At 72.5% G+C, this 14,894-nt stretch carries 12 protein-coding genes; 3 read left to right on the top strand and 9 right to left on the bottom strand.

Going from position 1 to position 14,894, the window contains the following annotated elements:
* Positions 1-65: 65 nt before the first annotated feature.
* The 5 genes from QIY60_RS02795 to QIY60_RS02775 form a co-directional block, all read right to left on the bottom strand.
* Positions 66-2,195, bottom strand: coding sequence for a 3-hydroxyacyl-CoA dehydrogenase NAD-binding domain-containing protein (locus tag QIY60_RS02795; RefSeq protein WP_283140959.1), 2,130 nt, complete (start codon positions 2,193-2,195; stop codon positions 66-68).
* A complete protein-coding gene (locus QIY60_RS02790; protein ID WP_283140958.1) occupies positions 2,192-3,418 on the bottom strand; it encodes an acetyl-CoA C-acyltransferase in 1,227 nt (408 codons plus the stop codon). Before QIY60_RS02790 ends, QIY60_RS02795 begins: the two co-directional genes overlap by 4 nt.
* A gap of 206 nt (positions 3,419-3,624) precedes the next feature.
* Entirely contained in the window at positions 3,625-4,908 is a 1,284-nt protein-coding gene (locus QIY60_RS02785) for a ribonuclease D (RefSeq protein ID WP_283140957.1), read from the bottom strand.
* A gap of 113 nt (positions 4,909-5,021) precedes the next feature.
* Positions 5,022-5,684, bottom strand: coding sequence for a response regulator transcription factor (locus tag QIY60_RS02780; protein ID WP_101390672.1), 663 nt, complete (start codon positions 5,682-5,684; stop codon positions 5,022-5,024).
* Positions 5,685-5,991: 307 nt separating this feature from the next.
* The gene (locus tag QIY60_RS02775; protein ID WP_283140956.1) at positions 5,992-6,636 is read right to left on the bottom strand and encodes a DUF3000 domain-containing protein; all 645 of its coding nucleotides are present in this window, start codon (positions 6,634-6,636) and stop codon (positions 5,992-5,994) included.
* 148 nt (positions 6,637-6,784) lie between these two features.
* On the opposite strand from QIY60_RS02775, the gene hemE reads away from it, so the two are divergent.
* Positions 6,785-7,831: a uroporphyrinogen decarboxylase gene (gene hemE, locus QIY60_RS02770; protein WP_283145799.1), complete on the top strand. Its 1,047-nt coding sequence runs from the start codon at positions 6,785-6,787 to the stop codon at positions 7,829-7,831.
* Between the two features lies 1 nt (position 7,832).
* Here the strand turns inward: hemE and QIY60_RS02765 are convergent, their stop codons facing one another.
* Entirely contained in the window at positions 7,833-9,212 is a 1,380-nt protein-coding gene (locus QIY60_RS02765; RefSeq protein ID WP_283140955.1) for an FAD-dependent oxidoreductase, read from the bottom strand.
* 122 nt (positions 9,213-9,334) lie between these two features.
* Here QIY60_RS02765 and hemG point away from each other — a divergent pair, with 122 nt between their 5' ends.
* Both hemG and hemQ read left to right on the top strand, forming a co-directional pair.
* Complete coding sequence (hemG, locus tag QIY60_RS02760) at positions 9,335-10,774, top strand: protoporphyrinogen oxidase (RefSeq protein WP_283140954.1); 1,440 nt, start codon at positions 9,335-9,337, stop codon at positions 10,772-10,774.
* 4 nt (positions 10,775-10,778) lie between these two features.
* The gene (gene hemQ, locus QIY60_RS02755; protein ID WP_283140953.1) at positions 10,779-11,492 is read left to right on the top strand and encodes a hydrogen peroxide-dependent heme synthase; all 714 of its coding nucleotides are present in this window, start codon (positions 10,779-10,781) and stop codon (positions 11,490-11,492) included.
* Between the two features lie 74 nt (positions 11,493-11,566).
* Here hemQ and QIY60_RS02750 read toward each other — a convergent pair whose 3' ends face one another.
* The 3 genes from QIY60_RS02750 to QIY60_RS02740 form a co-directional block, all read right to left on the bottom strand.
* The gene (locus QIY60_RS02750) at positions 11,567-13,165 is read right to left on the bottom strand and encodes an alpha/beta hydrolase (RefSeq protein ID WP_283140952.1); all 1,599 of its coding nucleotides are present in this window, start codon (positions 13,163-13,165) and stop codon (positions 11,567-11,569) included.
* Between the two features lie 141 nt (positions 13,166-13,306).
* Positions 13,307-14,056 (bottom strand): TIGR04222 domain-containing membrane protein, encoded by a 750-nt coding sequence (locus QIY60_RS02745; RefSeq protein WP_283140951.1) that lies wholly within the window; start codon positions 14,054-14,056, stop codon positions 13,307-13,309.
* Positions 14,057-14,130: 74 nt separating this feature from the next.
* Complete coding sequence (locus QIY60_RS02740) at positions 14,131-14,877, bottom strand: DUF4142 domain-containing protein (protein WP_283140950.1); 747 nt, start codon at positions 14,875-14,877, stop codon at positions 14,131-14,133.
* Positions 14,878-14,894: the final 17 nt, after the last annotated feature.

Raw genomic sequence — 14,894 nt, 5'->3', positions numbered from 1 at the left:
CCCCGCATGCGCCAGGAGGCCCCCCGCTGCTGCGGGGGGCCTCCTGCGTGCTGCTCAAAGGGGCGTTACGCCGGGACGCTCGCCACGCCCTGCGCCAGGAACTTCTTCCCGTTCACGCGCTCCGAGACGCCCTCACGGTCCAGGTACGGCGTGATGCCGCCCAGGTGGAAGGGCCAGCCGGCGCCGGTGATGAGGCAGAGGTCGATGTCCTGCGCCTCGGCGACGACACCCTCCTCCAGCATGAGCCCGATCTCCTGCGCCACCGCGTCCAGGACGCGGTCCCGGGTCTGCTCCTCGGTCAGGACGACATCGCCCTGCTTGAGGAGGGCGGCGACCTCGGGGTCCAGCTCGGGCTTGCCGCTGTCGTACACGTAGAAGCCGCGCTTGCCCGCCTTGACGACGGCCGCGAGGTTCTCGGAGACCGTGAACCGCTCCGGGAAGGCGCGGTTGAGGGTCTCGGACACGTGCAGACCGATGGCCGGGCCGACCAGCTCCAGGAGCACCAGCGGCGACATCGGCAGACCCAGCGGCTCGACCGCCTTCTCGGCGACCTCGACCGGGGTGCCCTCGTCGATGACGTTCTGGATCTCGCCCATGAAGCGGGTCAGGATGCGGTTGACGACGAACGCCGGGGCGTCCTTCACCAGGACCGCGGTCTTCTTCAGCTTCTTGGCGACGCCGAACGCCGTGGCCAGCGCCGCGTCGTCGGTCTGCTCGCCGCGCACGATCTCCAGGAGCGGGAGGATCGCGACCGGGTTGAAGAAGTGGAAGCCGACGACCCGCTCGGGGTGCTTCAGCTTCGACGCCATCTCGGAGACCGACAGCGAGGAGGTGTTGGTGGCGAGGATCGCGTGCGCCGGGGCGACCGCCTCGACCTCCGCGAACACCTGCTGCTTGACGCCGATCTCCTCGAAGACGGCCTCGATGATGAAGTCCGCGTCGGCGAAGCCCTCGGCCTTGTCCAGCACACCGGAGACCAGGCCCTTGAGGCGGTTGGCCTTGTCCTGGTTGATACGGGACTTGGCGAGCAGCTTGTCGATCTCGGCGTGGACGTAGCCCACGCCCTTGTCGACGCGCTCCTGGTCGATGTCGGTCAGGACGACCGGCACCTCAAGGCGGCGCAGGAACAGCAGCGCGAGCTGCGAGGCCATCAGGCCCGCGCCCACCACGCCGACCTTGGTGACCGGGCGCGCGAGCGACTTGTCGGGCGCACCCGCCGGACGCTTGGCGCGCTTCTGCACCAGGTTGAACGCGTAGATGCCGCTGCGGAGTTCGCCGCCCATGATCAGGTCGGCGAGCGCCTTGTCCTCGGCGTCGAAACCGGCCTGGAGGTCGCCGTCCTTGGCCGCCTCGATGATGTCGAGCGCGCGGTAGGCGGCCGGGGCCGCGTTGTGCACCTTGGAGTCGGCGATGAACCGGCCCTTGGCGACGGCCTGGTCCCAGGCCTCGCCGCGGTCGATCTCGGGGCGCTCGACGGTGACGTCGCCCTTGAGGACGTTCGCGGTCCAGATCAGCGACTGCTCCAGGAAGTCCGCGCCCTCGAAGATCGCGTCCGCGATGCCGAGTTCGAAGACCTGCTTGCCCTTGAGCTGGCGGTTCTGGTTCAGCGAGTTCTCGATGATGACCGAGACCGCGCGCTCCGGGCCGATCAGGTTCGGGAGCAGGGCGCAGCCGCCCCAGCCCGGAACCAGCCCGAGGAAGACCTCGGGCAGCGAGAAGGCCGGGATGGCCTTGGAGACGGTGCGGTAGGAGCAGTGCAGACCGACCTCGACACCGCCGCCCATGGCCGCGCCGTTGTAGTACGCGAAGGTCGGCACGGCCAGCGCGGCGAGGCGCTTGAAGACCTCGTGGCCGCTCTTGCCGATGGCGAGCGCGTCCTCGTGCTTCTTGAGGATCTCGACGCCCTTGAGGTCGGCGCCGACCGCGAAGATGAACGGCTTGCCGGTCACGCCGACACCGACGATGTCGCCGTTCGCGGCCTCGGCCTCGACCTGGTCGATCGCGGTGTTCAGGTTCGCCAGCGAGCCCGGGCCGAAGGTGGTCGGCTTGGTGTGGTCGAAGCCGTTGTCCAGCGTGATCAGCGCGAACTTGCCCGCGCCGAACGGCAGGTCGAGGTGGCGCACGTGCGCCGAGGTGACGACCTCGTCCGGGAACAGCTCGGCCGCACCCTTCAAAAGCTCAGCGGTGGTGCTCACTTGCTGCCTCCGGCGTCCTTGTGGTGCGGGTTCTCCCAGATGACCGTGGCGCCCATGCCGAAGCCGACGCACATGGTGGTGAGGCCGTAGCGGACCTCCGGCTGCTCCTCGAACTGCCGCGCCAGCTGCGTCATCAGGCGTACGCCGGAGGAGGCGAGCGGGTGGCCGAACGCAATGGCGCCACCGTACTGGTTGACGCGGGCGTCGTCGTCGGCGATGCCGTAGTGGTCCAGGAAGGAGAGGACCTGGACGGCGAAGGCCTCGTTGATCTCGAAGAGGTTGATGTCCTCGATCGACAGACCGGCCTTGGCCAGCGCCTTCTCGGTCGCCGGGATCGGGCCGTAGCCCATCACCTCGGGCTCGACGCCCGCGAAGGCGTACGAGACCAGGCGCATCTTGACCGGCAGGCCGTTCTCGCGCGCGAACTCCTCGGACGCGATGATCGACGCGGTGGCGCCGTCGTTGAGGCCGGCCGCGTTGCCCGCGGTGACGTTGCCGTGGACGCGGAACGGCGTCTTCAGGCCCGCCAGGCTCTCCAGCGTGGTGCCCGGGCGCATCGGCTCGTCGGCGGTGACGAGGCCCCAACCGGTCTCGCCCACCTCGGGGTTGGTGTTGCGCACCGAGATCGGGACGAGGTCCTGCTGGATCTTCCCGTTCGCGTACGCCTTGGCCGCCTTCTCCTGCGAGCGCACGGCGTACTCGTCGGCGCGCTGCTTGGTGATGTGCGGGTAGCGGTCGTGCAGGTTCTCCGCGGTCATGCCCATGAACAGGGCGGACTCGTCCACCAGCTTCTCGCTCACGAAGCGCGGGTTCGGGTCGACGCCCTCGCCCATCGGGTGGCGGCCCATGTGCTCGACGCCACCGGCGATCACCGCGTCGTACGCGCCGAAGGCGATGGAACCGGCGACCGAGGTCACGGCGGTCAGCGCGCCCGCGCACATACGGTCGATGGAGTAGCCCGGCACGGACTGCGGCAGACCCGCGAGGATGCCGGCGGTGCGGCCCAGGGTCAGACCCTGGTCGCCGATCTGCGTGGTCGCGGCGATGGCGACCTCGTCGATCTTCTTGGGGTCGAGGGCCGGGTTGCGGCGCAGCAGCTCCCGGATCGCCTTGACGACGAGATCGTCGGCCCGGGTCTCGTGGTAGATGCCCTTCGGGCCCGCCTTGCCGAACGGGGTGCGGACGCCGTCGACGAAGACGACGTCCCTGACGGTACGAGGCACGATGGCTCTCCTCCAGGGTGCGGGGTGGCACTGCTGCGCGTGGCGCACTCGCCTGAGCGCGCGCTCACCCCGCCATGCTACTTGCGGGTAACCAAACTGCCCAGTCCCCCCGGCAGGAGCGGCGAAGGTCACACTCCGCGGGGCCCCGAAATGGCCGTACCCCCTGATGACCGAGGTCGTCAGGGGGTACGTGAGCACCGTGCGGCTCAGCTGTTGGCGGCCAGCGCGGCCGCGAGCAGCGGCGTCACCTGCTCGACCTGCCAGCGCCGGGCGCCGTACGCCGTGAGCGCCTCGGCCACCGCGGCCTCGGACCGGTCGCCCGGCGGCTCCCAGCACACCCGGCGGACGGTGTCCGGGGTGATCAGGTTCTCCTGCGGCATGTTCAGCCGCTCGGCCAGCTCCGACACCGCCGCCCGCGCAGCCGAAAGGCGTGCCGCGGCGGCCGGGTCCTTGTCCGCCCACGAGCGCGGCGGCGGCGGGCCCGCGACCGGCTGCCCGGGCTGCGGAAGGCCGGAGTCCGGCAGGGCCCGCGCCCGGTCGACGGCCGCCTGCCACTGCTCCAGCTGGCGCCGCCCCATCCGGTGCCCGTATCCGGGCAGGGCCATCAGGGCCTGCACGTTCAGCGGCATCGCCAGCGACGCCTCGATGATCGCGGAGTCGCTGAGCACCTTGCCCGGCGAGACGTCACGGCGCTGGGCGACCTTGTCCCGGGCCGTCCACAGCTCGCGCACGGCGGCCATCTGGCGGCGCCGGCGGACCTTGTGCATCCCGGAGGTGCGCCGCCAGGGCTCCTTGCGCGGCGGCGCGGGCGGTGCCGCGGCGATCGCGTCGAACTCCTGCCGGGCCCAGTCGAGCTTGCCCTGCCGGTCGAGCTCCTTCTCCAGCGCGTCGCGCAGGTCGACGAGGAGCTCCACGTCGAGCGCCGCGTACCGCAGCCAGGGCTCGGGCAGCGGCCGGGTCGACCAGTCCACCGCGGAATGGCCCTTCTCCAGGGCGTATCCCAGGACGCTCTCGACCATCGCGCCCAGGCCCACGCGCGGGAAGCCCGCGAGGCGCCCGGCGAGCTCCGTGTCGAAGAGCCGGGACGGGATCATGCCTATTTCGCGCAGGCACGGCAGGTCCTGAGTGGCGGCGTGCAGGATCCACTCGGTGTCGGCGAGGGCGTCGCCGAGCGCGGAGAGGTCGGGGCAGCCCACCGGGTCGATGAGCGCGCTGCCCGCGCCCTCGCGGCGGAGCTGGACGAGGTAGGCGCGCTGGCCGTACCGGTAGCCGGAGGCGCGCTCGGCGTCCACGGCCACGGGGCCGGTGCCGGCCGCGAACGCGGCGACGACTTGGGCGAGATCCTCGTCGGTGGCTACGACGGGCGGAATGCCGTCACGCGGCTCCAGCAGGGGAGTCGGCTGCCCATCGACCGGGACGTCGTCGTCCGGGGGGGCGCCCCCGGTGGTTCGCAGTGCTGTCTCTGCTGCGGTCTTTTGGGCGTCGGTCACCTGTCAAGGGTACTTGTGTATATGCCGCGCCCGTCGACGGAACGTTCCGTCGACGGGCGCGCGAGGGGCGCACGGCGCCTTGTGGGGGGAGCATGCCCCTCGGGACCCCTGGGTCAGTGGATGATTCCGGTACGCAGTGCGACGGCCACCATGCCGGCCCGGTCGCCCGTGCCGAGCTTGCGCGCGATCCGGGCGAGGTGGCTCTTCACGGTCAGCGCGGAGAGCCCCATGGACACGCCGATCGCCTTGTTGGACTGGCCCTCGGCGACCAGCCGCAGCACCTCGACCTCGCGCCCGGAGAGCTCGCGGTAGCCGCCCGGGTGGCTCGGGGCACCCGGGGGGCGGCGGTGCATACGGGCCGCCGCGGCGCCGATGGGCGCGGCACCGGGGCGGGTGGGGTGGCCGATGTTCGTCCGCGTACCGGTGACGACATAGCCCTTCACGCCGCCCGCGAGGGCGTTGCGCACGGCGCCGATGTCGTCGGCGGCCGACAGGGCCAGACCGTTGGGCCAGCCCGCCGCGCGGGTCTCGGACAGCAGGGTGAGCCCGGAACCGTCGGGCAGATGGACGTCGGCAACGCAGATGTCGCGCGGGTTGCCGACGCGGGGACGTGCCTCCGCGATGGACGACGCCTCGATGACGTCCCGTACTCCGAGGGCCCACAGGTGGCGGGTGACGGTGGAGCGGACTCGGGGGTCGGCGACGACGACCATGGCCGTCGGCTTGTTCGGGCGGTAGGCGACCAGGCTTGCGGGCTGCTCAAGAAGAACGGACACCAGGCCTCCTGGGGGGAAGGTGCGGGACGGAGCCGGCTCGGGGATGAAGCCGGGGCGAACCGTGCAGATAGGGTCACAGACCTCTTCGGCAGGGTGCCGGTCCGGCTTTAGGGAATGATCACGATTTGGTGAGAAACATTTAGGGCAATTAGGACACGTGGTCGATGGGGGCGCGGCCGGTCGATAGGTGGCCGCCACGAGCGGGGCCGCGCCCCACGTCCCTGGGCAGGCCCGCATCCCTAGGGGCGCGGGGAACTGCGCGACCGGCCCACGACGGCCCGCAGACGAACAAGCGCACCCCGAAGGCTCAGCGAGGATCCCGCCGCTGCGGCAGAGTCACCACGCCCGCGTCGGCCGTAGGCACCGGCGGCAACCCCGCGACCTGGCACAACAGATCGCACCAGGCAGCCAGATGCGCGGCGGTGTCCGGCACCCCCCCGTGCCCCTCGCGCGGCGTCCAGGACGCCCGGATCTCGATCTGCGTCGCGGGCAGCCGCTGGGCGAGCCCGCCGAAGTAGTACGAGCCGGCCCGCGTCACCGTGCCGCTCGACTCCCCGTACGAGAGCCCGCGCGCCTCCAGCGCACCCGTCAGCCAGGACCAGCACACCTCGGGCAGCAGCGGGTCCGCCGCCATCTCCGGCTCCAGCTCCGCCCGTACGAGCGTGACGAGGCGGAACGTTCCCTGCCAGGCGTCGTGCCCGGCCGGGTCGTGCAGCAGCACCAGCCGGCCGTCCGCGAGGTCCTGGTCGTCCTCGACGACCGCCGCCTCCAGCGCGTACGCGTGCGGTGCGAGGCGCTGCGGCGGCCTGGTCGGGTCGACCTCGATCTCGGGGCGCAGCCGCGCGCCCCGCAGCCCGTCGACCGCCTGGCGGAAGGCGAGCGGAACGGTCCTGCCGTCCGCACTGTCCGTGCCGCCGGCGCCATCCGAAGTTCGTCCCTGAGCGGCAGCCATGCGGGGAAGACTAGGCGGAACGGGCGCCCGGCGCCGGTAGGGACACCCGGGCCCCGCCGACGGCTTCCGGGCTCGTGCGAAGATTCTGGGCGTGAACGCCAACGCACTTCCCCGAGCTCTCAACTCCGTTCGAGCAGGGGACACCCCAATCTGGGGCCCGCCGACACAGACCTACGACTCCGCCTTCCTCAAGGCCTGCCGCCGCGAGCCCGTGCCGCACACGCCGGTCTGGTTCATGCGGCAGGCGGGGCGCTCGCTGCCGGAGTACCTGAAGGTCCGCGAGGGCATCCCCATGCTGGAGTCGTGCATGCGGCCCGAGCTGGTCACCGAGATCACGCTCCAGCCCGTGCGCCGCCACAACGTGGACGCGGCGATCTACTTCAGCGACATCGTGGTCCCGCTCAAGGCCATCGGCGTCGACCTCGACATCAAGCCCGGCGTCGGCCCGGTCGTCGCGGAGCCGATCCGTACGCGCGCGGACCTGGAGCGGCTGCGCGACCTCACGCCCGAGGACGTCCACTACGTCACCGAGGCCATCGGCATGCTGACCGCCGAGCTCGGCGAGACGCCGCTCATCGGCTTCGCGGGCGCCCCTTTCACCCTGGCGAGCTACCTCGTGGAGGGCGGCCCGTCCCGCAACCACGAGCACACCAAGGCGCTGATGTACGGCGACCCGCAGCTGTGGGCCGACCTGCTCGACCGCCTCGCCGAGATCACCGGCGCCTTCCTGAAGGTCCAGATCGAGGCGGGCGCCTCCGCCGTCCAGCTCTTCGACTCCTGGGTGGGCGCGCTGGCCCCCGCCGACTACCGCCGCTCGGTGATGCCCGCCTCGGCGAAGGTGTTCCGCGAGGTCGAGAAGTACGGCGTGCCGCGCATCCACTTCGGCGTCGGCACCGGCGAACTGCTCGGCCTGATGGGCGAGGCCGGGGCGGACGTCGTCGGCGTCGACTGGCGCGTCCCGCTCGACGAGGCCGCCCGCCGCGTCGGCCCCGGCAAGGCGCTCCAGGGCAACCTGGACCCCGCGGTCCTCTTCTCGACGCCCGAGGCGGTCGAGGCGAAGACCCGCGAGGTCCTGGACGCGGCGGCGGGCCTGGAGGGCCACGTCTTCAACCTGGGCCACGGCGTCCTGCCCACGACCGACCCGGACGCGCTGACCCGTCTGGTGGACTACGTCCACACGCAGACCGCGCGCTGAGTCAGACCCCCGCCGCCCGTACGGCCGACACGGCCTTGCGGGCGGCGACCAGGACCGGGTCCCAGACCGGCGAGAACGGCGGGGCGTAGCCCAGGTCCAGCGTGACCAGCTGCTCCACGGTCATCCCCGCCGTCAGCGCGACGGCCGCGATGTCGACGCGCTTGGCGGCGCCCTCGCGGCCGACGATCTGGACGCCCAGCAGCCGTCCCGTACGCCGCTCGGCGAGCATCTTCACCGTCATCGGGGCGGCCCCGGGGTAGTACCCCGCGCTGTTGGTGGACTCGATGGTCGCGGTCACGAACTGCAGCCCCGCCTCGCGGGCCTCGCGCTCGCGCAGCCCCGTGCGGGCGATCTCCAGGTCGCAGACCTTGCTCACCGCCGTACCGACGACGCCCGGGAACGTCCCGTAGCCGCCGCCCACGCCCGAGCCGATGATCTGGCCGTGCTTGTTGGCGTGCGTGCCCAGCGCGATGTGCCGCTCGCGGCCCGACACCAGGTCGAGGACCTCCACGCAGTCGCCGCCCGCCCAGATGTCGTCGTGGCCCCTGACCCGCATCGCGAGGTCCGTGAGCAGTCCGCCGTGCTCGCCGAGCGGCAGCCCGGCCTTCCGGGCCAGCTCGGTGCGCGGCTCGACGCCGATGCCGAGGACGACGACGTCAGCCGGGTACTCGGCGTCCGCCGTCGCCACCGCCCGCACCCTCCCGTCCTCACCGGTGAGGACCTCGGTGACCGCTGCGCCGGTGACCGTGGTGATGCCCATCCCGTCCATCGCCTCGTGGACCAGCCGGCCCATGTCCGCATCGAGCGTGGACATCGGCTGCTCGCCCCGGGTCACCACCGTCACCTCGTAGTCGCGGTGCAGCAGCGCCTCGGCCATCTCCACGCCGATGTAGCCCGCGCCCACGATCACCGCGCGGCGGCCCTCGGTCGCGTTCAGCGTGTCGAGCAGCGCCTGACCGTCGTCGAGGGTCTGCACCCCGTGGACGCCCGGCGCGTCGATGCCCGGCAGCGACGGCCGCACCGGGCGGGCGCCGGTGGCGACGACGAGCTTGTCGTACGCCGTCCACGACTCCTCGCCCGACTCCAGGTCGCGGGCGCGCACCCGCCGCCCCGCCGTGTCGATCTCCACGGCCTCCGTGCGCATCCGCAGGTCGATGCCGCGCTTGCGGTGCTCCTCGGGCGTACGGGCGATCAGCTCGTCCCGCCCGGGCACGTCGCCGCCCACCCAGTAGGGAATGCCGCAGGCGGAGTACGAGGTGAAGTGGCCGCGCTCGAACACCACGATCTCCAGGTCGTCCGGCCCCTTCATCCTGCGGGCCTGCGACGCGGCGGACATCCCCGCCGCGTCGCCCCCGATGACCACCAGTCGCTCCGCCGCCATTGCGCACCCCTAGCTCGGTCCGTCCCGCTCTTCCTTCGGAAGATACGTGCGGGAGCTCCCCGGAATTCCCCGGGCGCGGCACTCGGCGCGGGGCTGTCGGCGGCGTCTGAGAGAGTGGACGCATGGACAACTCGGCCGTCAGCGCACCGCACATCGTCGTCGTCGGAGGCGGCATCTCCGGACTCGCCGCCGCCCACCGCCTGCTGGAGTCGGGCGCGCGCGTGACGGTCCTGGAGGCCACCGACCGCCTCGGCGGCAAGCTGTACGCGGGCGAGATCGCGGGCGCGCGCGTGGACCTCGGCGCCGAGTCGATGCTGGCGCGCCGGCCCGAGGGCGTCGGCCTCGCGCGCGAGGTCGGCCTCGGCGACCGGCTGCGGCCGCCCGCGGCGACGGCGGCGATCTGGACGCGGGGCGCGCTGCGCCCGATGCCCAAGGGGCATCTGATGGGCGTCCCGGCCGACCCCGCCTCGCTCACCGGGATCGTCTCCGCCGAGGGCCTGGCGCGGATCGCCCAGGACCGCGAACTGCCGCCGACCGAGGTCGGGGACGACATCGGCGTCGGCGAGTTCGTCGCGCGCCGCGTCGGCCGCGAGGTCGTCGACCGGCTGGTGGAACCGCTCCTGGGCGGGGTGTACGCGGGCGACGCCTACCGGATCTCGATGCGCGCCGCCGTGCCCCAGCTCTTCGCCGCCGCGCGCGAGAACACCTCGCTGCTCGACGGCGTCGCCCGGATCCAGGCGAAGGCCGCCGCCGGGCCGCGGAACGACGGCCCGGTCTTCATGGGCCTCGACGGCGGCATGGGCACCCTGCCGCTCGCGGTCGCGGACGCGGTACGGGCCAAGGGCGGCTCCATCCGCACCGAGACGCCGGTGCTCGCCCTGACCCGCACCGCCACCGGCTGGCTGGTGCGCACGGACTCCCGGGAGGCGCCCGCGATCGAGGCGGACGGCGTGATCCTGGCGTCCCCCGCCTGGTCCGCGTCGGCGCTGCTCGCCCCCGAGTCCCCGGCCGCCGCAGCCGAGTTGGCCGGCGTGGAGTACGCCTCGATGGCCCTGGTCACCATGGCCTTCCGGCGCTCGGACCTGGAGCGCCTGGAGCGCAGCTCCGGCTTCCTGGTCCCGTCCGTCGACGGCCGCACGATCAAGGCGTCCACCTTCTCCTCGTACAAGTGGCAGTGGGTCACCGACCGCGCCCCGGACCTCTTCGTGCTCCGCACCTCGATCGGGCGGTACGGCGAGGAGGAGCACCTGGAGCGCGACGACGCCGACCTGGTGGACATGTCGCTGCGTGACCTCGGGGAGGCGGTGGGCCTCGCCGCCAAGCCGGTCGCGAGCGAGGTGACGCGCTGGATCGGCGGCCTGCCGCAGTACCCGGTGGGCCACCTCGCGCGCGTGGCCCGGGTCCGCGCCGCCGTCGCGAAGCTGCCCGCGCTGCGGGTCTGCGGGGCCGCGTACGACGGGGTCGGCATCCCCGCGTGCGTCTCCGGTGCCCGCCTCGCCGCGGACGAGATCATCGCCACGTCGACCCTGGCGCAGAACACTCAGCGTGACGCGGGACAATAGCCTCATGAGTGCACCGGAAAAGATCCCGAACGCAGGGAAGAAGGCGAAGGACCTCAACGAGGTCATCCGCTACACGCTGTGGTCCGTCTTCAAGCTGCGCGACGTGCTGCCCGAGGACCGCTCCGGCTTCGCCGACGAGGTCCAGGAGCTGTTCGACCAGCTCGCCGCCAAGGACATCACCGTCCGCGGCACCTACGACCTCTCCGGGCTGCGGGCCGACGCCGACCTCATGATCTGGTGGCACGCGGAGACGGCCGACGAGCTGCAGACCGCGTACAACCTCTTCCGCCGCACCAAGCTGGGCCGCGCCCTGGAGCCGGTCTGGTCGAACATGGCGCTGCACCGCCCCGCCGAGTTCAACAAGTCGCACATCCCGGCCTTCCTCGCCGACGAGACCCCGCGCGACTACGTGTCGGTGTACCCCTTCGTGCGCAGCTACGACTGGTACCTGCTGCCCGACGAGGACCGCCGCCGGATGCTCGCCGACCACGGCAAGATGGCCCGCGGCTACCCGGACGTGCGCGCCAACACGGTCGCCTCGTTCTCGCTCGGCGACTACGAGTGGCTGCTCGCCTTCGAGGCCGACGAGCTGTACCGCATCGTCGACCTCATGCGTCATCTGCGCGCCTCCGAGGCCCGGATGCACGTCCGCGAAGAGGTCCCGTTCTACACGGGCCGCCGCAAGTCGGTCGCGGATCTGGTGGCGGGCCTGGCCTGACGGCCGCCCCCACCGCGTATGCCCGGTGGCCGGGCCCGCCCAGGCGGGCCCGGATCCACCCCTGACCCGGAAGATCAGAGAGCGGACGGCCGCTGCCCAGCCCTGGGCGCCGACCGCTCGTCCAGCGACACCGGGTTCGGCTCCGGGTGCGGCGCGCACGCAGCGCGCCGCACCGGCGTCCGTCCGTTCAGCAGGTAGTCCATCAGGTAGCCGTTGACGCAACTGTTGGGACCGCCGCCGATGCCGTGCGTACCGGCGTTCTTCTCGGTCACCAGGACCGCCCCCGGCAGTCTGCGCTGGAGTTCGAGCGCCCCCGGGTACGGCGTCGCCGCGTCCCGCTCGGCCGCCAGGATCAGCGTCGGCGGCAGCGCCCCCGGCTCCGTCCTCACGTCCACCGGCTTCTGCCGGGGCGCCGGCCAGTAGGCGCACGGCAGGTTCATCCACGCGTTGTCCCACGTCTCGAACGGGGCGATCTCCGCGAGCGCGCTGTTGTCGCGGTCCCAGGTGGCCCAGTCCGTCGGCCAGGGCGCGTCGTTGCACTCGACGGCCGTGTACACCGCGTTCGCGTTCTCGTCGTCCCACGCCGCCTCCGGCTGCGGTGCCGCCTGCTCGACCAGCGGCTTCGGGTCGCCCTTGAGGTAGGCCGAGAGCGCGGTCGCCCGCATCGCCCAGTAGTCGTCGTAGTACCCGGCCTTGAGGAAGGCGGCCTGGAGCTGCCCGGGGCCGACCTTGCCGCCCGCGGGCTCCTCGGCCAGCCGGGCGCGCACCTTCTCGAAGTTCTCCAGGACCTGCTCGGCCGTGGTGCCCAGGTGGTAGACGTCGTCGTGCCGGGCGACCCAGCCGCGGAAGTCCTCCCAGCGGCCCTCGAACGCCAGCGACTGGTCGAGGTTGTTGCGGTACCAGATCTGCCCCGGGTCGGGGTCGACCGCCGAGTCGAAGACCATCCGGCGCACATGGGAGGGGAAGAGCGTGGCGTACACGGCACCGAAGTACGTCCCGTAGGAGGCGCCCATGAACGTCAGCTTCTCCTCGCCGAGCGCGGCCCGCAGCACTTCGAGGTCGCGCGCGTTGTTGAGGCTCGTGTAGTGCCGCAGCGCCGCGCCCGCGTTCCGCGCGCAGCCCTGCGCGTACGCCTTGGCCTGCGCGATCCGCTCCAGTTTGTACGAGGGCGAGGGGTCGGTCGGGGACTGGGTGGGCGCCTTGGTGAAGTCCTTCGGGTCCTGGCAGGACAGCGGCGCGGAGCGGCCCACCCCGCGCGGGGCGTAGCCGACCAGGTCGTACGCCTCGGCGAGCGGCTTCCACTCGGGCAGGTCGGCGACCATCGGGAAGTACATGCTGGAGCCGCCCGGGCCGCCGGGGTTGTAGACCAGGGAGCCCTGGCGCTCGGCCCGCTTGCCGGTGGCCCGCACCCGGCTGACGGTGAGGGCGATCTGACGGCCCCTCGGCTTGGCGTAGTCGAGCGGGACCCGGACCGTGCCGCACTGGACGGAGTCGGGGAGCATCTCCGCCTTGGGGCAGTGGCCGAAGGCGATCCCGGCGGCCGCCGCGCGCTGGGCGGCGACCACGGTGCCGCTCGCCTCGGCGGTGAGCGGATCCACGCCGCCGGCCGGTGCGGCGGCCAGGGTGGAAAGAACGAGGGAACCGAGCGTTCCGTACAGCGCTGCTGCTCTCATCGCACATCCCTTTGCGGTCCATCCGGCACGACAGGCCCGGTACAAAAGGGATGATTAGCGGAGGAATTGGTGAAGTAAAGCACCGGAGCGCGGTGCGCCGGGATCAAAGTCCGAGATCACCGACGTCGAGCGACGTGCCGGTCAGGCCGCCCGTCGGCCGCTCAGGGCGGTCCGCAGCGCCGGGTCGTCGACCGCGCTCACGCCCCGTACCGCGACGGCGGTGAGCGGGTCGCCGGCCGGGTCGATCCGGCCGAGCAGCCGCTGGCCGTCGGGGGAGGCCCAGCGGGTGTGCGGATGGACCTCGAAGCGGGCGATGAAGAGGCAGCCGAGGGTCAGGACCATCGGCAGCGAGAACCAGGCGGCGATCTCGGCCTGGGTGGCGCGGTCCTGACCAGGCATCAGGAAGGCGATCGCGCCCAGGGTGAGGGTGAGCGCCGCCGCGCCGCGTACGGCCCGTACGGAGGCCGTGACGCCCGTCCTGGTCGCGTCCGGGACGGCGAGTCCGGCGGCGGCCAGCCGGTCGGCCAGGGCGTGCACCGCGTCGGCGGCGGCCGTGGCCGACCGGATCGCCGCTATCCGGGCCTGTCCGCCCGGGCCGATCGCGCCGATCACCGACCGCTCCAGGTCGTCGCGGCCCTCCGGGTCGACGACCGTGGCCCAGCCGGTGTGCGCGAGCAGCAGCCGGCGGGCGCGGTGCATGGTGACCAGGGTCAGGTCGGTGACCCGGAACGGGCCGCCCGCCAGGAACGCGGCCTCGTACAGCGAGAGCCCGAGTTCCGGGTCCCGGGTGACGGGGCCCTGGTCGGCCGCGGCGGACGCGGCGAGGCAGAGCCGCGCGCACGAGAACGCGGACGCGAGGCACGCGGCGACCAGGAAAAGTACCCAGAACATGGCCGAGTTGTATGTGAAGCGGTCAGCTCGGCGCCATGCCTTTCCCACGATGTGGGCACAGAGTTATCGGTTCGTTACGGAGTGTCGGTGGGGTTGGCCCGGCTGGCGGCGGGCGGCAGCGGGAACGACGGGGTGACCGGTACGGGGGAGGCGGGAGTGGCGCCCGGGGTGGGCGGGGGCGGCCCGCTCGGCGACGCGGTCGTTCCGGCGACGCTGTCCCGGGCCAGCGCGTCGAAGTCGACGAGGCCGGTCGCCTCCAGCATCCGGATGTGGTCCAGGACGGTCGTGTTGGCGTCGTCGGCGAGGGCGCGCACCAGCGAGTTGCGGGTGTTGGCCCGGATCTGCGCGACCAGCGAGAACACCTTCCCGTGCGCCGAGCGCAGGATGTTGGTGAAGTCCTTCTCGTACGTGGTGCCGCTCTCCGACGTCAAGGTCCGCAGCCACCCCCGCTGTTGGGCGTTGGGCTGGTCCGGCAGCTCCATCCCGAGCTGGGCCGCGACCTCGCGCACGCGCGCGTCGAGGAAGGCGTGCCCGTCGACTAGGTGGTGCCCGGCGGCCGTGACGGCCGCGCTGGGCGCCCGCTCGACGGCCTGCTGCCCGGCGGGCAGCTCCCACAGCCCCGCGAGTCTGACCCGTACGACGAAGTCCCGGTCGGCGGCCGACAGCGGCCCCCAGCGGGTGGGCACGGACCCGGCGTTGAGGTTGGAGAGGCCGGTGCCCGAGCGGTCGGCGTAGGACCAGACGGGGAAGAGCAGGGCGGCGATGGTCGCGGTCAGGGCGACGACGACCAAGCCGGTACCGGAAAGAATTATCCGACGCATGAAAGCCTCCAAGTGCG

Origin of the sequence: Streptomyces sp. BPTC-684 (genome assembly GCF_030028635.1) — a bacterium.
In the GTDB taxonomy this organism is placed as follows: domain Bacteria; phylum Actinomycetota; class Actinomycetes; order Streptomycetales; family Streptomycetaceae; genus Streptomyces; species Streptomyces noboritoensis.
The sequence above is the reverse complement of the archived record's forward strand: the minus strand, read 5'-3'. Positions and strand labels throughout refer to the sequence as shown.